Raw genomic sequence first — 21,558 nt, 5'->3', positions numbered from 1 at the left:
ATCGACTGCAGCAGCCTGTCAGAGAACCATCATGGCCACCGGTAACCTGACCGGGAATGATTCTGATCTGGTACATTTTCCTTAACCTTTTCGGTATACAATGCCCAATGGCCTAAGGCCGGTAGGCAAGGGGTGCGAAGCGTCGTACCCCTTTTTTCTTTGCATGACCAATTAAATTTCTAGCGTGGCCCAGGATCCTATCCCTTGAACGTTAGGGTCCGCGGACAGGTGCTCAGGTGACGCAAGCGATGAAAGCGCAAGCGAAGGGGATTCGATTTTGATCAAGGTGCTAGTTGTCGACGACCATGATCTTGTTCGTACCGGCATCGTACGGATGCTCGCGGATGTATCAGGAATCCAGGTCGTCGGCCAGGCAGACAGTGGCGAAAATGCCTTGATGCTGGCCCGTGAGCTCGAGCCGGATGTCGTCTTGATGGACGTCCGTATGCCCGGTATTGGTGGGCTGGAAGCTACGCGCAAGCTCCTGCGCACTCGGCCTGACCTGAAGGTGGTTGTCGTCACGGCCTGTGAGGAAGATCCCTTTCCGACACGTCTGCTCCAGGCGGGCGCTGCCGGGTATCTGACCAAGGGTGCTGACATCGAAGAGATGATCACCGCCATCAAGCAGGCTTTTGCCGGTCGGCGCTACATCAGTGCGCAGATTGCTCAGCAGCTCGCCTTGAAGCCCTTCCAGTCCAAGGCCGAAGCGTCGCCCTTCGATCAGCTGTCCGAGCGTGAGATTCAGATCGCGCTGATGATCGCGGGCTGCCAGAAAGTCCAGGTCATTTCCGACAAGCTTTGTTTGTCCCCCAAGACCGTCAACACCTATCGCTATCGGATCTTCGAGAAATTATCGATTACCAGCGATGTCGAACTGGCCATGTTGGCTGTTCGCCACGGCATGGTAGATGCAACGAGTTGATATGAGTCAATCTTTCGATGCTGCGGCCTTTTTATCAGGTTGCAGTGGACGTCCGGGCGTTTACCGGATGTTCGATGAGGGCGGCAAGCTCCTCTACGTAGGTAAAGCCAAGAACCTCAAGAACCGCCTTTCGAGTTACTTCAGAAAGACCGGCTTGGCGCCCAAGACGGCTTCCATGGTGTCCAAGATCGCCCAGATCGAGACCACCATCACCGGCAACGAGACCGAAGCGCTCCTGCTGGAACAAAACCTCATCAAGCAGTGGCGTCCGCCCTACAACATCCTGTTGCGGGATGATAAGTCCTACCCCTACGTCTATCTTTCCACCGAGGATAAGTATCCTCGGCTGACCATTCACCGCGGTGAGAAGAGAGGAAAGGGACGCTATTTCGGGCCCTATCCCAGTGCCGGTGCCATCCGCGAAAGTCTCAATCTGCTGCAGAAAGCCTTCCAAGTGCGCCAGTGCGATGACAACTACTTTCGCAATCGTACGCGGCCCTGTTTGCAGTACCAGATCAAGAGATGTAAAGGACCCTGTGTTGCGCTGGTAAGTGAGCAGGAATATGGCGAGGACGTTCGCCATTCCGCCATGTTTCTCGAGGGGCGAAGCAATGCCCTGGCCGAAGAGCTGCAAGTCAAGATGGAGAGTGCCTCGGTCAATCTGCAATTCGAGCGCGCTGCTGAGCTACGTGACCAGGTAGCCCTGGTCAGGCGTGTGCAGGACCAGCAGAGTATCGAAGGTGGCACCGGCGACGTCGATGTCATCGCTGCCCTCGTCAACCCCGGCGGTGCCTGTGTCCACCTGGTCAGTGTCCGCGGCGGTCGGGTGCTGGGCAGCAAGAATTTCTTTCCGGAGGTGGGGATCGAGGAGGATTCCAGTGAGGTGCTGGTCGCCTTCCTGGAGCAGTACTATCTCGCTTACCTGGAACGGGATCTGCCGGATGAGATAATCGTCAATTCCGTCCATGAGGACTTCGCTACCCTGATCGATGCCTTTGCCGAAGTCCATAAGCGGCAGCTGGTCATCGCGCATCGCGTCCGCGGGACCCGGGCACGCTGGCAGCAGTTGGCGGTAACCAATGCAGAGCAGGCGTTGAATACGCGTCTGGCCAATCGGCAGCACATGGGTGTGCGTTTCGACGCCCTGGTCCAGGCGCTGGATCTGCCCGAACCACCGCAACGGCTGGAATGTTTCGATATCAGTCACTCCAGTGGCGAGGCGACCGTGGCGTCCTGTGTAGTCTTCGGACCGGAAGGGCCGCTCAAATCGGACTATCGTCGCTATAACATCGAAGGCGTAACGGCCGGCGACGACTATGCGGCGATGCATCAGGCGCTGACGCGTCGCTTCAGTCGGCTGAAAGCGGGAGAGGGCAAGTTGCCAGACATCCTGCTGGTGGATGGCGGCAAGGGCCAGTTGGCCATGGCCCGTGAGGTGCTCAGGGAGCTCGCCGTGCCGGATCTGGTTTTGCTGGGGGTGGCCAAAGGCGTCACCCGCAAGCCCGGGCTCGAGGTCCTCTATCTGGACGATCCTTCCAACGAATTCACCCTGCCGGCTCATTCGCCTGCACTGCATCTCATCCAGCAGATCCGTGATGAGGCGCACCGTTTCGCGATTACCGGGCATCGCGCGCGTCGCGGCAAGGCGCGCAGGACCTCCTCTCTGGAAGAGGTCGCCGGTATCGGGCCCAAGCGTCGTCAGGAGCTCCTGAAGCACTTTGGTGGGCTCCGCGAATTGCAGCGCGCCAGCATCGAGGAAATTGCCAAAGCGCCCAGCATTAGCAAAAAGCTGGCCGAGCAGATTTATGCCGCCTTGCACAGCGAGTAGAATCGCCTCACGTTCACCAACAGCCGCGCCAATGAATATTCCAAATCTGCTTACCGTACTGCGCGTCTTCCTTATTCCCCTGTTCGTCATCCTGTTCTACCTGCCAGTCCACTGGAGCTACTGGACCGCCAGCACCGTCTTCGCGATTGCCTGCGCGACCGACTGGCTGGATGGGTATCTGGCGCGGCGGCTGGGGCAGAGCACGCCCTTTGGTGCCTTTCTGGATCCGGTAGCGGACAAGCTCATCGTCGCCGTAGCCTTGGTATTGCTCGTGCAGGAGCACGCCAACGCCTGGCTGACGCTGCCCGCCGTCATCATCGTCGGGCGGGAGATCGTCGTATCGGCGCTGCGGGAGTGGATGGCCGAGCTGGGTGCCCGTGCTCAGGTCGCGGTCTCCAATCTGGGCAAATGGAAGACGGCGGCGCAGATGTTGGCCCTGGTCATCCTGCTGGCCAATCCACCGCAGATGACCTTCTGGGTAATCAGTGGCTACGCCTTGCTCATCGTCGCGGCGGCACTGACGCTGTGGTCCATGTGCACCTATCTGATGGCGGCCTGGCCGCATCTGATGAGCGCGGAGAAAAAGAAATAAGTTTTTGAATCAATGGCTTGACATGAAGGGTGGCTCAGATAGAATGGCGCCCGTCACCAAGCGGGAATAGCTCAGTTGGTAGAGCACGACCTTGCCAAGGTCGGGGTCGCGAGTTCGAGTCTCGTTTCCCGCTCCATGTTTTACATGAGTGTCGCAAGACATTCAGGTTTGAGGCCGGGTGGCAGAGTGGTCATGCAGCGGATTGCAAATCCGTGTACGCCGGTTCGATTCCGACCTCGGCCTCCACTATTGAGAGCCCCGTAGATCTCTGGTCTACGGGGCTTTTCATCATCCAGGGATGTGTGAATACTGGATCAGGTTCTACGAATCCGGTCGTCTGAGGATTCGGTTCTGCCCGAGTGGTGAAACTGGTAGACACAAGGGACTTAAAATCCCTCGACTTAACCGTCGTGCCGGTTCGATTCCGGCCTCGGGCACCATCCAAATGAAAAGGCCACTCATGCGTGAGTGGCCTTTTTCGTTTAGGAGGGAATCGTCCAGTAGGGTGTTTCATCCGCGTCGCGCTCGATGCGTGAGCGGCTGTCGAGGATGAAGGCTTCGAGCATGGCAGCGTCGAGCAATTCGGTGCGGGCGATGGGGCGATTGAGTACCGACTGACCGCTACGAGAGAAGACTTCGACATCGTAGGCACGTTGATCTCGCGTGGAGATCACGCAGCGCAGGGGTTCGAATCCGCCTTTCAGGGTGTTGAAGGCGCTGGCGAGTTCGACATAGAGGGTCATCCGGAAGAGCTTCCTGTTCAAAGGTGGCACTGTGACAGCATTGGCTGCTACAGGGTTTCACCTTTGCAGAAACGTGCCGTCATATCGCGATGCTAGTCGCAAAATTCCGGCCCTGCTTTCGGAGTTTTATTGCCAGCCTTGCAGCCAGCATTCTGCATCCTGCAACTTGTGCCAGTCCAGCGTCCAGGTGCGGCGAGTGAGAACGGCTTGTATATCTATCTGCGAGATGGGATCGGTCTCGACTTCAGGGGTATGCACCCGGGTGACGATGAAATGCTTCTGCCGTTCGCGTGGTTGGACGGCCGTCCATTTGCTGAGCAGCAGCTTGCTAGGATTGATCTGGCGCTGCTTCATCCCTGCATGGCCTCCAGCAGTGGTGCGCTGCGATAGCGCTGCAGCAGGGCTTCCAGGTTCCGATCGGGCATGGCGTGAGCCCTGAGCGCCGTGATGGTGCGTTCGACGTACTCCAGGGTAGTGCCGAAATGGCCGCAAGCTTCGGTCAGGACGCGATTGAGGATGTCATCGGGCAGGCTGCCGGCATAGCAGGGGAGATTGCGTTTCAGTACGAAGCCGAGCGCCTGGACCTTGCTACCGTCTTCCAGGTGGCATTGCAGCCAGCGAGGACGGTAGGAGCCATCCGGCATTTCGCGTTTCCAGAGGGCCAGCAGATGGTCGTCCAGCTGATCCTCGGGCAACTGGTAGGCGAAGCCCGAGCAGGAGCCGCCGCGATCCAGGCCCAGTACCAGGCCGGGTTGTTCGGGGGTGCCGCGATGCAGCTGGGACCAGAGATAGAGACCGCGGTGATAGCCGTGCACCCGCGCCCGGCGAACGTCGACCGCGGGGCACTCGGGGCGCCAGATCAGCGAGCCGTAGGCGAACAGCCACACCGGGCCGGATTGGCGCTGGGCCAGGGTGGCCTCCAGAGAGGCTACGAGTTCCGGATGGGTGAGCGGGGTGGCGGGCGCCAGCTTGGGGGGATAGGAATCGTGGATGCTGGAAGAAATCTGTCTGTGCATTTGTCGCCTGGTCCTCAACCGCTGAAGCTGCCAGGTCTAGGGACCCGGCACCAAGATCCTAACGAAAGTCCGGGAAGAACTCCTAGACCGTTCGTGCCCATCTTTATGACGCCTTGTTAGGTTGCAGCGAGAACCATGCCAACGCCTGGGGAAAAAGCACCAGACGAAAAAAAGCCCGACAGGTGTCGGGCTTGGAGTGGAGCGTCAGATTGATCAGGCGCTGGTGCGGATCAGGTGATCGAAGGCGGCCAGGGAGGCCTTGGCGCCTTCGCCCAGGGCGATGATGATCTGCTTGTAGGGCACGGTGGTGACGTCGCCCGCCGCGAACACGCCGGGCAGGGAGGTCTGGCAGCGCGCGTCCACTTCGATTTCGCCACGTGGCGACAGCTCCACGGTGCCCTTGAGCCAGTCGGTGTTGGGTACCAGACCGATCTGCACGAAGACGCCTTCCAGGTCGATGTGGTGGAACTCGCTGGAATTGCGGTCCTTGTAGACCAGGCCGTTGACCTTCTGGCCGTCACCCTTGACTTCACTGGTGAGCGCACTGGTGATGACGGTCACGTTGGGCAGGCTGAACAGCTTGCGCTGCAGCACGGCGTCGGCACGCAGCTGGCCGTCGTACTCGATCAGGGTCACCTGGGCGACGATGCCGGCGAGGTCGATGGCTGCCTCGACTCCCGAGTTGCCGCCGCCGACCACGGCGACGCGCTTGCCCTTGAACAGGGGACCGTCGCAGTGCGGGCAGTAGGCTACGCCGCGGTTACGGTATTCCTGCTCACCCGGCACATTCATCTCACGCCAGCGGGCACCGGTGGCAAGGATCAGCGTCTTGGCCTTGAGCGAGCCACCATCGGCGAAGCGTACTTCGTGCAGACCGCTAGCGTCGTGGGCCGGAATCAGCTGCTCGGCGCGCTGCAGGTTCATGATGTCGACTTCGTACTGCTTCACGTGCTCTTCGAGCGCCATGGCCAGCTTCGGGCCTTCGGTCTCCTTGATGGAGATGAAGTTCTCGATGGCGAGGGTGTCCAGCACCTGGCCACCAAAGCGCTCGGCGGCGACGCCGGTGCGGATGCCCTTACGCGCGGCATAGACGGCTGCTGCAGCACCAGCGGGGCCGCCACCTATGACCAGGACGTCGAAGGCGTCCTTGGCCTTGAGCTTGTCGGCGGAGCGGGCGGCGGCGCCGGTGTCGAGTTTGGCGACGATCTCTTCCAGGCCCATGCGGCCCTGGCCAAAGGGTTCGCCGTTCAGGTAGACGCTGGGCACGGCCATGATCCGGCGGCGCTCGACTTCGTCCTGGAACAGGGCGCCGTCGACGGCCACGTGCTTGACCCGGGGATTGAGCACGGCCATGAGATTCAGAGCTTGCACCACGTCCGGGCAGTTCTGGCAGGACAGGGAAAAATAGGTTTCGAACTGGTAGTCGCCGTCGAGGGCCTTGACCTGCTCGATGACGTCCTGGCTGGCCTTGGACGGATGACCGCCAACTTGGAGCAGGGCCAGGACCAGGGACGTGAATTCGTGGCCCATGGGCAGACCGGCGAAGCGCAGGTCGATGTTCTGACCGGGGGTCAGCAGGGCGAAGGAGGGACGACGCTCATCGCTGCCGTCGGTGCTGAGGCTGACCTGATCGGACAGGCTGGCGATATCCTGCAGCAGGCTGTGCATTTCACGGGACTTCGCGCCATCATCGAGGGACGCGACGATCTCGATGGGGCGCGTGACGCGTTCGAGGTAGGTCTTGAGCTGGGCTTTCAGATTTGCGTCCAACATGGCGACGTGGCTTCCGTAAAAAATGGGCAAAAAAAGAGCGCGCGGGCAAGGCGCCCGGGCGCTCGGGCTAGATCAGGCGGGCGTTAGATCTTGCCGACCAGGTCCAGCGAGGGGGTCAGGGTCGCTTCGCCTTCTTTCCACTTGGCCGGGCAGACTTCGCCCGGGTGGTTGGCGACGTACTGGGCGGCGCGGACCTTGCGCAGCAGTTCGCTGGCATCACGGCCGATACCGTTGTCGTGGATTTCGCACAGCTTGATCTGACCTTCCGGGTTGATCAGGAAGGTGCCGCGCAGGGCCAGGCCTTCTTCTTCAATCAGCACTTCGAAGTTGCGTGCCAGGCGAGCGGTGGGATCGCCTACCAGCGGGTAGTTGACCTTCTTGATGGCTTCCGAGGTGTCGTGCCAGGCCTTGTGGGCGAAGTGGGTGTCGCAGGACACGCCATAGATCTCTACGCCCAGCTTCTGGAACTCGGGGTACAGGTCAGCAAGGTCTTCCAGCTCGGTGGGGCACACGAAGGTGAAGTCAGCCGGGTAGAACACGATGGCGGACCACTTGCCCTTCAGATCGGCCTCGGTCACCTGGACGAATTTGCCATTGTGGTAGGCAGTCGCGGTGAAAGGCTTCACTTCGGTGTTGATCAGGGACATTGATGACTCCTTGATGGGTTTAAGTCAGGGTTGAAATCGATAGGACGCATACTAATCGCAGTTTGACGATTCACCTCATTGTTAAAGGCGATGCTGGCGATTAGGCGCCTCTATCGGATACTACAGGTTATGAAGGAAATCAGTACCTTAGCCAAACCTCAGGCAGCGCCCAGGGCCTTGATCGTGGCGGGATGCTGACCCCATTCGCTCCAGGAACCGTCATAGAGTCGGCCATCCGGAAAGCCGGCGACACTGAGGGCGAGCAGCAGCACCGTGGCGGTGACCCCACTGCCGCAGCTGGTGATCACCGGATGCAGGCCATCGATACCCAGGGCCTGGAAGCGCTGCCGCAACTCCTGGGGTGGCAACAGGGTGCCGTTGTCGGTCAACAGGCTGTCGTAGGGCAGATTCTGGCTGCCGGGCATATGACCGGAGGCAACGCCCGGGCGCGGCTCGGCGATCTCGCCGGTGAAGCGCTTGGCGCCGCGCGCGTCGAGCACCTGGGTTTGGCCCACGCTGAGCGCGGTCTGCACATCGCCCAGGCCGCAGAGCAGGCGGTTGTTGAAGATGACGGGGTAGGGTGGCTGCGGGCTGGGCAGGTTTTCACCGGCCTCCAGGGGCAGGCCCTGTTCACGCCAGAGCGGCAGGCCGCCATCGAGCACCAGCACCTGGTCATGGCCGAACAGGCGGAACAGCCACCAGGCCCGGGCGGCGGAGAAGAGACCCTTCTGGTCGTAGACGACCAGGGTGGTCTCCGGGGTGACGCCCAGTTCGCCGGCCAGGCGGGCGAAGCGTCCGGCGCTGGGGACCATGTGCGGCAGCGCGGTGTCCGGGTCGGAGAAGTGTTCGATATCGAAGCGCAGGGCGCCGGGGATGTGCTGCTGCCGATAGGTTTCGTCGGCGATCTGGGGTTCATTGGGCAGATAGAGACTGGCATCGAGGATCAGCAGGTCCGGGCGACCAAGTTGCTCGTGTAGCCAGGCGACGGTGACCAGCGGGGAAGCGATCATGGGTGGCGCTCCTTGATGGGCAAAGGGCGACAGCTTAGCGCGCCTGGCGCGACGTGTGCTGTCAGGGACCAGCGGATACTTTATCCTCGGCAACCTGGCAACTGGATAGATGACTTATGAGCGAACTTAACGGGCAATCCACGGGCGGCAACGACTGGCAACTAGGGCGCATCGTCGGTGAACTGCATGACGCGCGCAGTCAATGGCGCGAGACCCATGGACGTTTTCGCGAATTCAGTGGCCGCGAGCTGCCGTCGCGCAGCGTCATGGCCAGCGTGATCGAATCCCTCAGCGGGGCGCTCTTTCCGCTGCGCCTCGGGCCGGATCAGTTGCGCCAGGAAAGCGAGGACTTCTATGTCGGCTTCGAGCTGGAGCGAGCGCTCAATGCCCTGGTGATCCAGGCGAAGCTGGAGCTGGACTATTTCGCCAAGCAGCGTGGCGAGAACGGCGTCAATCGTGCCGATGAGGCGCGCCGGCTGGTACAGGCCTTTGCCCTGGCGCTGCCGGATCTGCGCCGCCTGCTGGATACCGACGTGATCGCCGCCTACCAGGGCGATCCCGCTGCGCGCAGCGTGGACGAGGTACTGCTGTGCTATCCGGGCATCTACGCCATGATCCATCACCGCATCGCCCATCACTTCTATCGCAGCGGCCTGCCGCTGCTGGCGCGGATGGTCAGCGAGCGGGCGCATTCGGCGACCGGGATCGACATCCACCCGGGCGCCCAGATCGGCGAAGGCTTCTTCATCGATCATGGCACGGGCGTGGTGATCGGCGAGACCTGCATTATCGGCGACCGGGTGCGCATCTATCAGGCCGTGACCCTGGGTGCCAAGCGCTTCCCGGCCGATGCCGAGGGCAATCTCAAGAAGGGCCACCCGCGCCATCCCATCGTCGAGGACGACGTGGTGATCTATGCCGGGGCGACCATCCTCGGGCGCATCACCATCGGCCAGGGTTCGACCATTGGCGGCAACGTCTGGCTGACCCATGGCGTGCCGGCCAACAGCAACGTCAGCCAGGCCAGCCTGCAGGGCTGTGCCGGCCTGGCTCAGGAGTAGTCGGCGGCGCTGTCGCGAACGAACTTGGCCAGGAAGCGCCGGGTTCGTTCTTCACGCGGCCGATTGAACAGCTCGGCTGCCGGGCCCTGTTCGACGATGCGGCCACCGTCCATGAACAGCACCCGGTGGGCGACGTCGCGGGCGAAGGCCATCTCGTGGGTGACGATCACCAGGGTACGACCCTCCTGGGCCAGCCCGCGGATCGTCTCCAGCACCTCGCCGACCCGCTCGGGATCCAGCGCCGAAGTGGGTTCGTCGAAGAGGATGGCCTGGGGACGCATGGCCAGCGCCCGGGCGATGGCGACCCGCTGTTGCTGGCCACCCGACAGCTGCCCGGGATAGGTATCCGCCTTGTCGGCCAGCCCGACCTTGGCCAACAGCTCGCGACCGCGGGCTCTGGCGGTCTCGCGCGCTTCGCCCTGGACGATGATAGGCCCTTCGATCACGTTCTCCAGCGCGGTGCGATGGGGAAACAGATTGAAGTTCTGGAAGACGAAACCCATGCTCTGCCGCAACTGGCGAATGGTGCCCTGCTGGGCCTTGAGCGGCCGGCTGGCATCGATACGCAGCTCACCCAGGCGGATACTGCCGGCGTCCGGGGTCTCCAGCAGATTGAGGCAGCGCAGCAGGGTGGTCTTGCCTGAGCCGCTGGGGCCGATGATGGCGACCACCTCGCCCTGGGCCACCTGGAGGTCGATGGCCTGGAGCACGGTCTGCTGTTGAAAGGACTTGGACAGCCCCTGCACCTCGATCATGACGGGCCTCGCTCGTTGATGTGACGCCCGTAGTGCCGTTCCAGGCGATTCTGCAGGGTGGACAGCAGGCTGGCCAGCACCCAGTAGAGCAGCGCTGCGGCCAGGTACATACTGAAGATCTCGAAGGTGCGGGCAGTGATCAGCTGGGCCTGGCGGAACAGCTCAGGCACCTGGATGGTGGCCGCCAGCGAGGTGTCCTTGACCAGCGAGATGAAGCTGTTGCCGAGCGGTGGCAGGGCGATCCGCAGCGCCTGGGGCAGGATGGCGCGCCTCAGGGTCTGCAGGGGCGTCATGCCGATGCTGGCGGCGGCTTCCCACTGGCCGCGGTCGATGGCGCCGATGGCCGAGCGGATGATCTCCGCCGTGTAGGCCGCCATGTTCAGCGAGAAGCCGATCAGCGCCGCCGGCAGCGGATCGAGCTGGAGACCGAGCTCGGGCAGGCCGTAGTAGATGACGAACAGCTGCACCAGCAGTGGCGTACCCCGGAAAAACGAGATGTACAGCCGCGCCAGGCTACGCAGCGGCAGACTCCGGGAGCGGCGCAGCAGGGCCAGGCCGAAGCCCAGCAGCAGTCCGAAGAACATGCCGCCGAGGCTCAGGACCACTGTCCAGATCGCGCCCTTCAGCAGGAAGGGCAGCGAATCGAGCAGGAGCTGTAGCGTGTCGCTCATTGGGTGACGTCAGCCTTGAACCACTTCTCGGAGATCTTGGCCAGGGTGCCGTCGGCGCGCAGCTTGGCGATGGCCTGGTCGACCGCGGCATGGAATTCCGGATCGCCCTTGCGCTCGGCGATGCCCGATTCCTGGCGGCTGAAAGGCTCACCGGCCAGGGCCAGCTTGTCCTTGGTCTTGGCCAGCAATTCCAAGGCGGCCAGGCGGTCGACGAGGATGGCGTCGATACGGCCGACGCGCAGATCCTGGTACTTGGTCGGATCGTCTTCGTAGGTGCGCACGTCCGCCTTGGGTACATTCTGGCGCAGCCACTGCTCGTAGTTGGTACCCAGGCCGACGCCGACCTTCTTGCCGGCGAGGTCGGCGGCAGTCTTGATGCTGTCCACATCGTCCTTGCGCACCAGGGCCTGGATGCCGGAGACGGTGTAGGGGGTGGAGAAATCGTATTTCTTCTTGCGCTCCTCGCTGATGGTGACCTGGTTGATCACTACGTCCAGGCGACGGGATTCCAGGGCTGCCAGCAGGCCATCCCACTTGCCGGGCTGGATCTTGGCGTCGACGCCCAGTTCCTTGGCCAGCGCCTTGGCGAAGTCCACTTCGAAGCCGGTCAGCTGGCCCTGTTCGTTCTGGAAGCTGAAGGGCGGATAGGTACCTTCCAGGCCGACGACCAGTTCGCCACGCTGCTTGACGGTCTGCAGGAGATCTTCGGCCTGGGCGGTGGCCTGGTGGGCCAGGCCCAGGGCGAGCAGCAGGGCGGCGCTACGGAACAGACGCTGGGGGAGAGCTTTGCGCATGGAGGAAATCCTTGAGGTTATGAGGGTGCGCCACTATGGGGGTGTCTGTTCTGACATCCCAAGTCCGAAAACTGCTGACGTTATGCCATCGCCCAGGGACTTGGCTAGCCGATCACGCCAACCAGTCGCCATAGGCGAAGGTACCCGGGGCTCCGCCGGTGTGCAGGAATACCAGGGGGCCGGGCGGCAGCGCGCCGGTGGCTACCATGTCCAGCAGGCCGGCCATGGCCTTGCCGGTGTAGACCGGGTCGAGCACAAGACCTTCCAGCCGGCCCAGCCGGCGGATGGCCGCCAGGGTGCCGGGATTGGGTTCGCCATAGCGGGGGCCGAAATAGCCATCACGCAGCTGCGGCGGATCCTGAGGCGGGGCGACGCCCAACAGCTCGGCCAGCTGTTGCCGCAGCAGGGCGACCTTGGGCAGCTGTTCGGCCTCGGTGCGGGAGACGGTGACCCCGATCACCGGCAACTCCGGTCGCAGCTGGTGGAGGGCCAGGTCCAGACCGGCCTGGGTGCCGGCACTGCCGGAGGCGAGGATGACGGCAGCGGGTTGCAGCTGCAGTTCGTGCAGCTGAGCGTCGAGTTCCAGGCCGGCACGGACGTAGCCGAGGGCGCCCAGGGCGCTGGAGCCGCCAATGGGAATCACCCAGGGCTTGCGCCCTTGCTGGCGCAGGCGCTCGGCTGCGGCTTCCAGCTGGCTGACCGGATCATCGAGGGCGGCGACGGCCCTGACCTCGGCGCCGAAGAGTTCGAGCAGGAGACGATTGCCGCCGTGCAGATAACCGGGAGCCGTGGTGGCGATGGGATTTTCCAGCAGGGCGACGCAGGCCAGCCCCTGCTGCGCGGCGACGGCTGCAGTCTGACGGACATGATTGGACTGGATGGCGCCGGCGGTCACCAGGGTGTCGGCGCCGGCGGCCAGCGCCGCGGCGACCAGGTACTCCAGCTTGCGCACCTTGTTGCCGCCCAGGGCCAGGCTGGTGGTGTCGTCGCGCTTGCAGTAGACCGGTCGGCCCAGCTCTGCCGACAGTCGCGGCAGGAGCTCCAGCGGGGTCGCCGAGGATTGCAGCGTCAGGCGCGGAAAGCGGGCGAGGGCGGTGGCGAGCATGGCGGAACCCGGGGCAGTGAAGGGGGCTTCACTCTAGGGGCAAGCCGCGCCTGGCAGCAATCCTGCACTCAGGCGAGGTCCGGGCGCCGTGCCCAGGCCTGGGGTACCAGGGAGCGCAGCAGCACGCCGTAGAGCGGCACGAAGAGCAGCAGGCTGACCGTCAGCTTGACCCCGTAGTCGACCAGGGCGATCTCCGGCCAATGACTGGCCATGAAGGGATTGTCGCTGCGCCAGAAGGCGATGGAAAAGAACGCCAGGGTGTCGAGGGCGTTGCCGAACAGGGTCGAGACCGTCGGCGCCAGCCACCAGTGGCGAGAGCGCCGCAGGCGGTCGAACACCTGGATGTCGAGCAACTGGCCAAGCACATAGGCGCAGAAGCTCGCCAGGGAGATGCGCAGGACGAAGACATTGAGGGCGGCCAGCGCCGTCCAGCCCTGGAAGCTGCCGTCCTGGAACAGCACGGAAACCCCATAGGAGACCAACAGCGCCGGCAGCATCACCCGGGCGATAACCTGACGCGCCGCCGCCTTGCCCATCACCCGCACGGTGAGGTCGGTGGCCAGGAAGATGAAGGGGAAGCTGAAGGCACCCCAGGTGGTGTGCCAGCCGAACAGCTGCAGCGGCAACTGCACCAGATAGTTGCTGGCGATGATGATGAGGATGTGGAAAGCGACGAGCGCGGCCACGAGGGCACGCTGCGGGGTGGCAAGCAAGGCAGACATGGGCAGTCCTTTTTTGGTTACCTGGGGTGAGGGAACCCAGGGCGCGGAGGCGGGGCGACATTCTACGGATATACGGGGCACCTGGCGAGGTCGCGCCGGTCGGCGTCGGATCGGCAGCCTCATCGGACCGATGGGCAGACCAGGCAGCCGCCTGTTAACTTGTACGACTTCCGCACCGACAGAGAGCTTCCAGATGCACTTTCGATCGCTGGGTCGTACCGACCTCCAGGTTAGCGCCATTGCGCTGGGCACTATGACCTGGGGTGAGCAGAACACCGAGGCCGAGGCCTTCGAGCAGTTGCGCGCCGCCAAGGCCGCCGGGGTCAACTTCATCGACACGGCGGAGATGTATCCGGTGCCGCCGCGCGCCGAGACCTACACCCGTACCGAGACCATCATCGGCAACTACTTTCGCCAGCATGGCGATCGCGCCGACTGGATACTGGCCAGCAAGGCGGCCGGTCCGGGACGCGACATGGACTATATCCGCAATGGCGGTCTGGCCTTTACCAGGGCCAATCTCAACGCGGCGCTGGACGCCAGCCTGCAGCGTCTGAACACCGACTATCTGGATCTCTATCAGCTGCACTGGCCGGATAGGCGGACCAACTACTTCGGCCAGTTGGGCTACGAGCACAGCGATGCCGACTTCACGCCCCTCGAAGAGACCCTGGAAGCCCTGGATAGCCTGGTGAAGGCAGGCAAGGTCCGCCATGTCGGGCTTTCCAACGAAACGCCCTGGGGCGTGCAGCAATTCCTGCACCTGAGCGAGACCCGTGGCTGGCCGCGGGTGGTCTCGATCCAGAATCCCTACAACCTGCTCAATCGCAGCTTCGAGGTGGGTCTGGCCGAGCAGGCCATCCGCGAGCAGGTAGGCTTGCTGGCCTATTCGCCACTGGCCTTCGGCGTGCTGGCGGGCAAGTACCTGCAGGGCGCACGTCCGGAGGGCGCGCGACTGACGCTGTTCGAACGCTTCCAGCGCTACAGCAATCCGCAGACGCAGCGCGCCGCCCAGGCCTATGTCGAGCTGGCCCGGGAACGCGGTCTGGATCCGGCGCAGATGGCCCTGGCCTTCGTCACCAGTCGGCCTTTCGTGACCAGCAACATCATCGGCGCCACCTCGCTCGCCCAGCTGGAAAGCAACCTGGCGAGCAGCGAGCTGGTGCTGGACCGGGAAACCCTGGCCGCCATCGAAGCCATCCACGTCGACCAGCCCAATCCGGCGCCCTGATCGCGTGGTATCCGGCGCCCGGTACAGCCGTTGTACCGGGCGTTTTCTTGCGCGCGGCGAAAGGCGGCCGTGACCAACAGGGCATGGACGCAAGGGCTGCTGTCCGCGACGCCTATTAAAACCGTGGCCCCGAAGGCCTAGAGTCAGTCGGACCTTCCACGCCTGCAGGTGTCCGTCATGATGTCGTATGAAATCGTGCTCCTGGGTGACCAGGATGTATCCATCATTGCCCACCAGGCCATCCCCCAGGCCCTGGCGCTGACGGCCATGGCGCTGGGTGTCACGCTGAGTTCCCGCTGGCTGCCGACTGTAGAAGCCGATGGCGCCCTTGCCCACTGCGACGGCCTCTGGTGCGTGCCCGGCAGTCCCTATCGCCATCGCGAAGGGGTGCTGGCGACCCTGCGCACGGCCCGCGAACAGCGGATTCCCTTTCTGGGTACCTGTGGCGGGCTGCAGTACGCGCTCCTGGAGTACGTCCAGTCAGTACTGGGCTGGACGGACGCCGCCCACGGTGAAGACGATCCGTTGGCGACCCGCGCGGTGCTCACGCCCCTGAGCTGCGCCCGCATCGAGGTGCAGAATCAACTCCGGCTGCTGCCGGGTTCGCGCCTGGCGGAGGCGGCCGGCGCCGAACGGGTCGAGGCCACCTATCGCTGTCGCTTCGGGGTAAATCCCGCCTATCTGCCGACCTTGCTCGCTGCCGGCTGGCGCGTCCTCGCCTGGGATGAAGAAGGGCTACCCGCGGCGTTCGAACTGGAAAGCCATCCCTGTTATTTCGGCACCCTCTATCAGCCCGAGCGGGAGGCGCTGGCCGGTCGGGTCCCCTCGGTGGTGCGCGCCTGGCTGGAGGCGGTGGTCGCGACACGGAGCCTACGGGTATGAACCGGCTGGAGCTGCCCGAGGACTGCGTGGTGATCGCCTTCCTCTCGCAGCGCACGGACGAAGATCCCGACTATGAGCGGATGGCCGCGCGCATGGTGGAGTTGGCGCAGGCGCAACCGGGCTTTCTCGGCATGGAGTCGGTACGCGGCGCCGACGGCCGGGGCATCACCCTGTCCTACTGGACCGACCAGGCGGCGGTCGCGGCCTGGGATGCCCATCCGGAACATCGGCAGGCGCAGCGGCTGGGCCATGAACGCTGGTATCGCTGGCATGACACCCGGGTCATGCGACTGCTGTCGTCGCGGTCCGGGGCCGGTGTCATTCCAGACGGATCGCGCCCAGGGCCGGAGTGACGCGAATCCAGCCGATGCGGCTGTCTTCGCCGATCAGCATGACTTTCTTCCAGGGACGAAAGGGCGCGCTGTCCAGGACCAGGATGCGATCTCCCGGCTCGAGCATGACGATCAGCTGGCGGTTGGCGACCAGGCTGCGTTCCGGCATGGCGGGATACTGCATCAGCGGAATCTGGCCACCGCGGATCTGCCAGGTCTCGCCACTGGCCGCGTTGATGAAGGTCGGCAGCCGCGTCAGCAGGATGGCCAGCGCGAAGAACCCGATCAGCAGCAGGACGAGCCGCTGCGTCACGGTGCGGACGGCAACGATATCGGGTGACAGCTTGCCAATCGAGGACATGGGAATGGCTCTGGGCGGCGGACGGTAGAGGTTCGATGCTACCGTCGTGCGGCCAATTGACATCATTCACATGAAGGAAAGGTCAACGGCTGCTCATTCGCCAGTGCCAGACTGTGAACGGCCGCAAAAGCGGCCGGCTAGAGGGGCGGCTTCAGGGCGCCAGCTGGCGGGTGACTTCCAGGGCCTTGTCGAAGGACGGGTAGCCACTCTTGGCGACCGCCAGCTCGCCATAGGCGCTCTTGTAGGTCTGCGCCTGGATCGGATCCGCCTCGGGCACCAGGAAGGGGTCGGTGTACATGCGATAGAGCAGGGCATAGGCCAGCGGATAGCGATGATCGGCGGAGGCGTTCAGCAATTCCAGGACATCGTCGGTCTGCGGACCCTGCTTGATGGCGATTACCGCCCGATAGAATTCCACCTCGCCATCGGCGCTGGTGCCGCCATTGCGCAGGAGCAGGGCATCCGCGAGCTTGAGCTGTTCCTCACTGCCACCCAGGACCAGCAGCTTGGCCTGCAACAGGTCGTTCTGGCGCAGCAGGGTGGTCTGTTCCGCGCTCAGTGGCCGCGTTTCCGCTGCCTCGTGGTGACCGCCCAGGGAGCAGCCGGCGAGGGAAACACACAGCAACGGGAGCATCCATTTCTTCATGTCGAGATCTATCCGCGGAGTCGTGACGCTGGTTCCAAACTTTGGACGATAGCAGTTCTTTGCGGCTTTGCGCAGAACCCGAAGGCAATCCTGGAGTCGTATCCGCACGTCCACAGAGCGCCCATGCCTGGCTATTTCCAGCGTCGCGCGCTTCGGGCATTGTATGCGACAAGCGGCTGGATAGACCGCCGTTCGTTTTGCCTTCACGTACAGATCAAAGGACTCCCATGATCACCAAATGTCTGTTTCCGGCAGCCGGCTATGGCACTCGTTTTCTCCCTGCGACCAAGGCCATGCCCAAGGAAATGCTGCCCATTGTGAACAAGCCGCTGGTGCAGTACGCCGTGGAGGAAGCTCTGGAGGCGGGCCTGCATCAGATCGGGATCGTCACCGGTCGTGGCAAGCGCTCGCTGGAAGACCATTTCGACATCAGCTACGAGCTGGAAAGCCAGATCAAGAACACCGACAAGGAAAAGTACCTGGTCGGCATTCGCAAGCTGATCGACAACTGCACCTTCTCCTACACCCGTCAGGTGGAAATGAAAGGCCTGGGCCACGCCATCCTGACCGGCCGCCCGCTGATCGGTGACGAGCCCTTCGCCGTGGTGCTGGCGGACGACCTTTGCCTGAACCTGGACGGCGACAGCGTCCTCAAGCAGATGGTCAAGCTGTACAACCAGTTCCGTTGCTCGATCGTGGCCATCCAGGAAGTCCCGGCCAACGAGACCAACAAGTACGGCGTGATCGCCGGCGAGATGATCCGCGACGACATCTACCGCGTGAACAACATGGTCGAGAAGCCCAAGCCGGAAGATGCCCCTTCCAACCTGGCGATCATCGGCCGCTACATCCTGACCCCGGACATCTTCGACCTGATCGAGCAGACCGAGCCGGGCAAGGGTGGCGAGATCCAGATCACCGACGCCCTGATGAAGCAGGCCCAGGACGGTTGCGTACTGGCCTACAAATTCAAGGGTCAGCGTTTCGACTGCGGCAGCGCGGAAGGCTTCGTCGAAGCCACCAACTTCTGCTTCGAGCATCTGTACAAGGCACTGTAAGACGCCCTGTGCACTGGACCAGGCCACCTGCGGGTGGCCTTGTCGTTTCTGGCGGTTGGCCATCCGCGCCGCTGTCCGGGGTGGCCTTGCGTTATGCTGGCGCCAGCAGCTGCAGAGAGAGAGCTCCATGACGACCTTTGATTTCGACCTCTTCGTGATAGGCGCCGGTTCGGGCGGCGTGCGCGCGGCGCGTTTCGCCGCCGACTTCGGGGCCCGGGTGGCAGTCGCGGAAAGCCGCTACCTCGGCGGCACCTGCGTCAACGTGGGCTGCATGCCCAAGAAATACTTCATCTACGGTGCCTCCTTTCGTGACGAATTCCGCCAGGCCCGTGGCTATGGCTGGGACGCCGAGGTCCCGGCCTTCGACTGGAATACCCTGGTCGCCAGCAAGGACCACGAGATCCGCCGGCTGAACGGCATCTACCGGGCCTTGCTGGTCAACAGCGGGGTTACCCTGCTGGAAGCCCATGCCCGCATCCTCGATCCCCATACCGTCGAGGTTGAAGGCCAGCGCTATCGCTGCGAACGCATCCTCATCGCCACGGGTGGCTGGCCGGACGTGCCGGACTTCCCCGGGCGTGAGCACGCCATCACCTCCAACGAGGCCTTCTACCTGCCGGAGCTGCCCAAGCGGGTGGTGGTGGTGGGGGGCGGCTACATCGCCGTGGAATTCGCCTCGATCTTCCAGGGCCTGGGCGCCCGCACCACGCTGCTGTATCGCCGCGAGCTGTTCCTGCGCGGCTTCGACCAGGGCGTGCGCGAGCACCTGCGCGACGAGATGCTCAAACGTGGCCATGACCTGCAGTTCAATGCCGACGTGGCGCGGATCGACAAGGCCGCCGATGGCAGCCTGCAGGTGACGCTCAAGGATGATCGGGTGCTGGAAGCCGATTGCGTGTTCTATGCCACCGGCCGCCGGCCGATGCTGGATGACCTGGGGCTGGAAAACACCGGGGTCGCCCTGGATGCGCGGGGCTTCATCGAGGTCGGCGAGACCTTCCAGACCACCGAGCCGTCGATCTACGCCATCGGCGACGTCATCGGCCGGGTGCAACTGACCCCGGTGGCCCTGGCCGAGGGCATGACCCTGGCGCGGCACCTGTTCAATCCGGACAGCTATCGCCCGTTGAACTACGACCTGATCGCCAGTGCGGTCTTCAGCCTGCCCAACCTTGCCAGCATCGGCCTGAGCGAGGAAGAGGCCCGCGAACGTGGCCATCGGTTGAAGATCTTCCAGAGCAGCTTCCGGCCGACCAAGCTCAGCCTGACCGATGTCCAGGAGCGCACCCTGATGAAGCTGGTGGTGGATGCCGACAGCGATCAGGTACTGGGCTGCCACATGGTGGGACCGGATGCCGGCGAGCAGATCCAGTGCCTGGCCATTGCCCTCAAGGCCGGGGCGACCAAGGCTTGCTTCGACGACACCCTGGGCATCCATCCCACGGCTGCGGAAGAGTGGGTCACCATGCGCAAACCGGTTCGCGAGGACGAGGCGCGCTGATCGGGCGCCTCGCCACTGCGGGCATCACTTGGGTAGCGGCGCTACCACGGGTGTGACAGGCACTACCGCCTCACGCTTGGCGTAGCGCTGGGCCAGTACCGCGCAGACCATCAGCTGGATCTGGTGGAACAGCATGATGGGCAGCAGCACCGGCCCCATGGTGCTGCCGGCGAACAGCACCTTGGCCATGGGCACCCCCGTGGCCAGGCTCTTCTTGGAGCCGCAGAAGACCACGGTGATCTCGTCTTCCTTGCTCATGCCCAGCAGCCGCGCGCTGTAGCGCGTGGCCAGCAGCACCAGGGTCAGCAGGGTGGCGCAGATGAACACCAGGCCCACCAGCGACAGGATCGGTGTCTCGCGCCACAGGCCTTCGATCACCGCGGCGCTGAAGGCGGTGTAGACCACCAGCAGGATGGACCCCTGGTCGACGAACTTGAGCTTGCCCTTGTGGCGATCGACCCAGTGGCCGATCACCGGGCGCAGCAGCTGGCCGGCAACAAAGGGCAGCAGCAGCTGGACGCAGATCTTGACGATGGCGTCGAGGGTGCTCTGGCCGTCCGAGCCGCCATGGGCGTCGAGCAGCAGCCGTACCAGGAGCGGGGTGAGGAAGATGCCGAGCAGGCTGGACAGCGACGCACTGCAGACCGCCGCCGAGACATTGCCGCGAGCCATGGAGACGAAGGCGATGGACGACTGCACGGTGGCGGGCAGGGCGCACATGAACAGCACGCCAAGATAGAGCTCCGGTGTCACCAGGGGCGCCAGCAGCGGCTGCAGCGCCCAGCCAAGCAACGGAAAGCTGACGAAGGTGAAGGCGAACACCAGCAGGTGCAGCCGCCAGTGGGTGATGCCGGCCACCAGCGCCTGGCGCGACAGCTTGGCGCCATGCAGGAAGAACAGCAGGCCGATGGCGATGTTGGTCACCACGTTGGCGACCTGGGCAGCGAGGCCCCGGCAGGGCAGCACGCTGGCCAGGATTACCGTGGCAACCAGCAGCAGGGTGAAGTTGTCGGGCATTAGGCGGGGACGAGCCATGGTCTCTCTCGGGTTGTCTGTGGATGGCCTCAAGGCTATCGTCTCCTGACCTAACCGACTAACGCGAAAAGCCCCAATGATGTCGTCAAACGGACAGTCTGCGGTCGAACGTCCCGTTCCCGCGCTCGCCCACCTGCCCCGGCGGCTCTATGCCCGCGTCGAGTCCCTGGCGCAACCGGCCTGGACACCCTGGCACCGACATCCCTGGGGGCAACTGTCCTATGCCATCCGGGGGGTGCTCACGGTGACCACCGCTGAGGGCAGCTACGTCGCGCCGCCGCAGCGGGCGGTGTGGATCGCCGCCGATGTGGAGCACCAGGTGCGTTCCTCGCCGCAGGCGGAGATGCGCAGTCTCTATGTGAGCGCCGAGGCAGCGCCCTATGTCGGCGAGCGCTGTCGCGTGGTGGCGGTCAGCCCCTTGATCCGCGAGCTGATCAAGATCTTCAGTGGCTTCGCCCGGGAATATGACGAGGATGGCGCCGAGGGCAGGCTGGTGTCGGTGATGCTCGATCAGCTGCAGGCGGCGCCCGAGGTGGGGTTGTCGCTGCCGGCGCCCCAGGATGGCCGGCTGCGGCTGCTGTGCGAGGCCCTGGCGGCCAATCCGTCGGACGACCGTACCCTGGCGCAATGGTCGGGGGTGCTGGGGGCGTCGGAAAAGACCCTAAGTCGTGCCTTCCTGCGGGATACCGAGCTGACCTTCAGGACCTGGCGCCAGCGGTTGCGGCTGATCAGCGCCCTTGAACGCCTGGAGCAGGGCGCCGCGGTGACCGAGGTGGCGCTGGATTGCGGCTACAACTCGCCATCGGCCTTCATCGCGGCCTTTCGCCGCCAGTTCGGCGCGACGCCCGGGGCCTTCGCCCTGGGCGTCTAACC

Annotated in this window: 24 protein-coding genes and 3 tRNA genes; 13 read left to right on the top strand and 14 right to left on the bottom strand. The window is 63.8% G+C overall.

All coding sequences use genetic code 11. From position 1 onward, the window contains the following. The first annotated feature begins 277 nt into the window (after positions 1-277). From gacA to PVZ72_RS07990, 6 genes are all read left to right on the top strand, one after another. Positions 278-922: a response regulator transcription factor GacA gene (gene gacA, locus PVZ72_RS08015; protein ID WP_273861636.1), complete on the top strand. Its 645-nt coding sequence runs from the start codon at positions 278-280 to the stop codon at positions 920-922. Between the two features lies 1 nt (position 923). Next, positions 924-2,750 carry an excinuclease ABC subunit UvrC gene (gene uvrC, locus PVZ72_RS08010; protein WP_133861892.1) on the top strand — a complete coding sequence of 609 codons (1,827 nt, stop codon included), beginning with the start codon at positions 924-926 and terminating at the stop codon, positions 2,748-2,750. 31 nt (positions 2,751-2,781) lie between these two features. Continuing rightward, positions 2,782-3,342 (top strand): CDP-diacylglycerol--glycerol-3-phosphate 3-phosphatidyltransferase, encoded by a 561-nt coding sequence (gene pgsA, locus PVZ72_RS08005; protein WP_133861891.1) that lies wholly within the window; start codon positions 2,782-2,784, stop codon positions 3,340-3,342. Between the two features lie 60 nt (positions 3,343-3,402). Next, positions 3,403-3,478, top strand: a tRNA-Gly gene (locus tag PVZ72_RS08000). Positions 3,479-3,514: 36 nt separating this feature from the next. After that, positions 3,515-3,588: transfer RNA gene (locus PVZ72_RS07995), tRNA-Cys, on the top strand. A gap of 107 nt (positions 3,589-3,695) precedes the next feature. Further along, a tRNA-Leu gene (locus PVZ72_RS07990) sits at positions 3,696-3,782 on the top strand. Positions 3,783-3,824: 42 nt separating this feature from the next. Here PVZ72_RS07990 and PVZ72_RS07985 read toward each other — a convergent pair. The 6 genes from PVZ72_RS07985 to sseA all read right to left on the bottom strand — a co-directional run bounded on the left by PVZ72_RS07985 (position 3,825) and on the right by sseA (position 8,531). After that, a complete protein-coding gene (locus tag PVZ72_RS07985) occupies positions 3,825-4,085 on the bottom strand; it encodes a hypothetical protein (protein ID WP_007161858.1) in 261 nt (86 codons plus the stop codon). Positions 4,086-4,211: 126 nt separating this feature from the next. After that, positions 4,212-4,439, bottom strand: a complete 228-nt coding sequence (locus tag PVZ72_RS07980) for a TIGR02450 family Trp-rich protein (protein ID WP_273861635.1) — start codon at positions 4,437-4,439, stop codon at positions 4,212-4,214. Continuing rightward, on the bottom strand, positions 4,436-5,101 hold the full coding sequence (locus tag PVZ72_RS07975) for a gamma-glutamylcyclotransferase (protein ID WP_133861830.1): 666 nt from the start codon (positions 5,099-5,101) through the stop codon (positions 4,436-4,438). Before PVZ72_RS07975 ends, PVZ72_RS07980 begins: the two co-directional genes overlap by 4 nt. Before the next feature lie 213 nt (positions 5,102-5,314). Further along, positions 5,315-6,874 carry an alkyl hydroperoxide reductase subunit F gene (gene ahpF / locus PVZ72_RS07970; protein WP_187979167.1) on the bottom strand — a complete coding sequence of 520 codons (1,560 nt, stop codon included), beginning with the start codon at positions 6,872-6,874 and terminating at the stop codon, positions 5,315-5,317. An 83-nt stretch (positions 6,875-6,957) separates the two neighbouring features. Then, complete coding sequence (gene ahpC / locus PVZ72_RS07965) at positions 6,958-7,521, bottom strand: alkyl hydroperoxide reductase subunit C (RefSeq protein ID WP_007161854.1); 564 nt, start codon at positions 7,519-7,521, stop codon at positions 6,958-6,960. 158 nt (positions 7,522-7,679) lie between these two features. Then, a complete protein-coding gene (sseA, locus tag PVZ72_RS07960) occupies positions 7,680-8,531 on the bottom strand; it encodes a 3-mercaptopyruvate sulfurtransferase (protein ID WP_187979169.1) in 852 nt (283 codons plus the stop codon). Positions 8,532-8,647: 116 nt separating this feature from the next. Here sseA and epsC point away from each other — a divergent pair, with 116 nt between their 5' ends. Continuing rightward, positions 8,648-9,592 (top strand): serine O-acetyltransferase EpsC, encoded by a 945-nt coding sequence (gene epsC, locus PVZ72_RS07955; protein WP_273861634.1) that lies wholly within the window; start codon positions 8,648-8,650, stop codon positions 9,590-9,592. On the opposite strand, the gene tcyN is transcribed toward epsC, so the two are convergent. From tcyN to PVZ72_RS07930, 5 genes are all read right to left on the bottom strand, one after another. Continuing rightward, positions 9,583-10,347: an L-cystine ABC transporter ATP-binding protein TcyN gene (gene tcyN, locus PVZ72_RS07950; protein WP_273861633.1), complete on the bottom strand. Its 765-nt coding sequence runs from the start codon at positions 10,345-10,347 to the stop codon at positions 9,583-9,585. The genes epsC and tcyN overlap by 10 nt on opposite strands. Further along, complete coding sequence (gene tcyL / locus PVZ72_RS07945) at positions 10,344-11,018, bottom strand: cystine ABC transporter permease (protein WP_133861826.1); 675 nt, start codon at positions 11,016-11,018, stop codon at positions 10,344-10,346. Before tcyL ends, tcyN begins: the two co-directional genes overlap by 4 nt. Continuing rightward, positions 11,015-11,812, bottom strand: a complete 798-nt coding sequence (gene tcyJ / locus PVZ72_RS07940) for a cystine ABC transporter substrate-binding protein (RefSeq protein ID WP_187979172.1) — start codon at positions 11,810-11,812, stop codon at positions 11,015-11,017. Before tcyJ ends, tcyL begins: the two co-directional genes overlap by 4 nt. 112 nt (positions 11,813-11,924) lie before the next feature. After that, entirely contained in the window at positions 11,925-12,917 is a 993-nt protein-coding gene (locus tag PVZ72_RS07935) for a D-cysteine desulfhydrase (protein ID WP_273861632.1), read from the bottom strand. 68 nt (positions 12,918-12,985) lie between these two features. Further along, the gene (locus tag PVZ72_RS07930) at positions 12,986-13,639 is read right to left on the bottom strand and encodes a 7-cyano-7-deazaguanine/7-aminomethyl-7-deazaguanine transporter (protein ID WP_187979174.1); all 654 of its coding nucleotides are present in this window, start codon (positions 13,637-13,639) and stop codon (positions 12,986-12,988) included. A gap of 193 nt (positions 13,640-13,832) precedes the next feature. On the opposite strand from PVZ72_RS07930, the gene PVZ72_RS07925 reads away from it, so the two are divergent. The 3 genes from PVZ72_RS07925 to PVZ72_RS07915 all read left to right on the top strand — a co-directional run bounded on the left by PVZ72_RS07925 (position 13,833) and on the right by PVZ72_RS07915 (position 16,105). Further along, complete coding sequence (locus tag PVZ72_RS07925; RefSeq protein ID WP_273861631.1) at positions 13,833-14,870, top strand: NADP(H)-dependent aldo-keto reductase; 1,038 nt, start codon at positions 13,833-13,835, stop codon at positions 14,868-14,870. Between the two features lie 177 nt (positions 14,871-15,047). Further along, the gene (locus tag PVZ72_RS07920; RefSeq protein ID WP_273861630.1) at positions 15,048-15,752 is read left to right on the top strand and encodes a CTP synthase C-terminal region-related (seleno)protein; all 705 of its coding nucleotides are present in this window, start codon (positions 15,048-15,050) and stop codon (positions 15,750-15,752) included. Continuing rightward, entirely contained in the window at positions 15,749-16,105 is a 357-nt protein-coding gene (locus tag PVZ72_RS07915; RefSeq protein WP_273861629.1) for an antibiotic biosynthesis monooxygenase family protein, read from the top strand. The genes PVZ72_RS07920 and PVZ72_RS07915 overlap by 4 nt, the downstream gene beginning before the upstream one ends. Here the strand turns inward: PVZ72_RS07915 and PVZ72_RS07910 are convergent. Beyond that, a complete protein-coding gene (locus tag PVZ72_RS07910) occupies positions 16,071-16,445 on the bottom strand; it encodes a hypothetical protein (protein WP_133861819.1) in 375 nt (124 codons plus the stop codon). The two genes, PVZ72_RS07915 and PVZ72_RS07910, sit on opposite strands and share 35 nt — an antisense overlap. A gap of 151 nt (positions 16,446-16,596) precedes the next feature. Then, the gene (locus tag PVZ72_RS07905) at positions 16,597-17,079 is read right to left on the bottom strand and encodes a hypothetical protein (protein ID WP_256664577.1); all 483 of its coding nucleotides are present in this window, start codon (positions 17,077-17,079) and stop codon (positions 16,597-16,599) included. 239 nt (positions 17,080-17,318) lie between these two features. On the opposite strand from PVZ72_RS07905, the gene galU reads away from it, so the two are divergent. Together galU and gorA are read left to right on the top strand one after the other, a co-directional pair. Then, positions 17,319-18,149, top strand: coding sequence for a UTP--glucose-1-phosphate uridylyltransferase GalU (galU, locus tag PVZ72_RS07900; RefSeq protein ID WP_133861817.1), 831 nt, complete (start codon positions 17,319-17,321; stop codon positions 18,147-18,149). Positions 18,150-18,276: 127 nt separating this feature from the next. Then, complete coding sequence (gene gorA, locus PVZ72_RS07895) at positions 18,277-19,650, top strand: glutathione-disulfide reductase (RefSeq protein WP_133861816.1); 1,374 nt, start codon at positions 18,277-18,279, stop codon at positions 19,648-19,650. 24 nt (positions 19,651-19,674) lie between these two features. On the opposite strand, the gene PVZ72_RS07890 is transcribed toward gorA, so the two are convergent. Then, the gene (locus tag PVZ72_RS07890; protein ID WP_187979178.1) at positions 19,675-20,685 is read right to left on the bottom strand and encodes a bile acid:sodium symporter family protein; all 1,011 of its coding nucleotides are present in this window, start codon (positions 20,683-20,685) and stop codon (positions 19,675-19,677) included. A gap of 76 nt (positions 20,686-20,761) precedes the next feature. On the opposite strand from PVZ72_RS07890, the gene PVZ72_RS07885 reads away from it, so the two are divergent. Continuing rightward, positions 20,762-21,556 carry an AraC family transcriptional regulator gene (locus tag PVZ72_RS07885; RefSeq protein ID WP_273861628.1) on the top strand — a complete coding sequence of 265 codons (795 nt, stop codon included), beginning with the start codon at positions 20,762-20,764 and terminating at the stop codon, positions 21,554-21,556. Positions 21,557-21,558 lie beyond the last annotated feature (2 nt).

Source organism: Pseudomonas sp. LA5, from assembly GCF_028640825.1.
Taxonomy (GTDB): Bacteria; Pseudomonadota; Gammaproteobacteria; order Pseudomonadales; family Pseudomonadaceae; genus Chryseomonas; species Chryseomonas aestiva.
The sequence above is the reverse complement of the archived record's forward strand: the minus strand, read 5'-3'. Positions and strand labels throughout refer to the sequence as shown.

Excerpts from the sequence above, each read along its gene's own strand:
- uvrC (WP_133861892.1), top strand. The coding sequence starts at position 924 with ATGAGTCAATCTTTCGATGCTGCGGCCTTTTTATCAGGTTGCAGTGGA.
- pgsA (WP_133861891.1), top strand. The coding sequence starts at position 2,782 with ATGAATATTCCAAATCTGCTTACCGTACTGCGCGTCTTCCTTATTCCC.
- PVZ72_RS07985 (WP_007161858.1), bottom strand. The coding sequence starts at position 4,085 with ATGACCCTCTATGTCGAACTCGCCAGCGCCTTCAACACCCTGAAAGGC.
- PVZ72_RS07980 (WP_273861635.1), bottom strand. The coding sequence starts at position 4,439 with ATGAAGCAGCGCCAGATCAATCCTAGCAAGCTGCTGCTCAGCAAATGG.
- PVZ72_RS07975 (WP_133861830.1), bottom strand. The coding sequence starts at position 5,101 with ATGCACAGACAGATTTCTTCCAGCATCCACGATTCCTATCCCCCCAAG.
- ahpF (WP_187979167.1), bottom strand. The coding sequence starts at position 6,874 with ATGTTGGACGCAAATCTGAAAGCCCAGCTCAAGACCTACCTCGAACGC.
- ahpC (WP_007161854.1), bottom strand. The coding sequence starts at position 7,521 with ATGTCCCTGATCAACACCGAAGTGAAGCCTTTCACCGCGACTGCCTAC.
- sseA (WP_187979169.1), bottom strand. The coding sequence starts at position 8,531 with ATGATCGCTTCCCCGCTGGTCACCGTCGCCTGGCTACACGAGCAACTT.
- epsC (WP_273861634.1), top strand. The coding sequence starts at position 8,648 with ATGAGCGAACTTAACGGGCAATCCACGGGCGGCAACGACTGGCAACTA.
- tcyN (WP_273861633.1), bottom strand. The coding sequence starts at position 10,347 with ATGATCGAGGTGCAGGGGCTGTCCAAGTCCTTTCAACAGCAGACCGTG.
- tcyL (WP_133861826.1), bottom strand. The coding sequence starts at position 11,018 with ATGAGCGACACGCTACAGCTCCTGCTCGATTCGCTGCCCTTCCTGCTG.
- tcyJ (WP_187979172.1), bottom strand. The coding sequence starts at position 11,812 with ATGCGCAAAGCTCTCCCCCAGCGTCTGTTCCGTAGCGCCGCCCTGCTG.
- PVZ72_RS07935 (WP_273861632.1), bottom strand. The coding sequence starts at position 12,917 with ATGCTCGCCACCGCCCTCGCCCGCTTTCCGCGCCTGACGCTGCAATCC.
- PVZ72_RS07930 (WP_187979174.1), bottom strand. The coding sequence starts at position 13,639 with ATGTCTGCCTTGCTTGCCACCCCGCAGCGTGCCCTCGTGGCCGCGCTC.
- PVZ72_RS07925 (WP_273861631.1), top strand. The coding sequence starts at position 13,833 with ATGCACTTTCGATCGCTGGGTCGTACCGACCTCCAGGTTAGCGCCATT.
- PVZ72_RS07920 (WP_273861630.1), top strand. The coding sequence starts at position 15,048 with ATGATGTCGTATGAAATCGTGCTCCTGGGTGACCAGGATGTATCCATC.
- PVZ72_RS07915 (WP_273861629.1), top strand. The coding sequence starts at position 15,749 with ATGAACCGGCTGGAGCTGCCCGAGGACTGCGTGGTGATCGCCTTCCTC.
- PVZ72_RS07910 (WP_133861819.1), bottom strand. The coding sequence starts at position 16,445 with ATGTCCTCGATTGGCAAGCTGTCACCCGATATCGTTGCCGTCCGCACC.
- PVZ72_RS07905 (WP_256664577.1), bottom strand. The coding sequence starts at position 17,079 with ATGCTCCCGTTGCTGTGTGTTTCCCTCGCCGGCTGCTCCCTGGGCGGT.
- galU (WP_133861817.1), top strand. The coding sequence starts at position 17,319 with ATGATCACCAAATGTCTGTTTCCGGCAGCCGGCTATGGCACTCGTTTT.
- gorA (WP_133861816.1), top strand. The coding sequence starts at position 18,277 with ATGACGACCTTTGATTTCGACCTCTTCGTGATAGGCGCCGGTTCGGGC.
- PVZ72_RS07890 (WP_187979178.1), bottom strand. The coding sequence starts at position 20,685 with ATGGCTCGTCCCCGCCTAATGCCCGACAACTTCACCCTGCTGCTGGTT.
- PVZ72_RS07885 (WP_273861628.1), top strand. The coding sequence starts at position 20,762 with ATGATGTCGTCAAACGGACAGTCTGCGGTCGAACGTCCCGTTCCCGCG.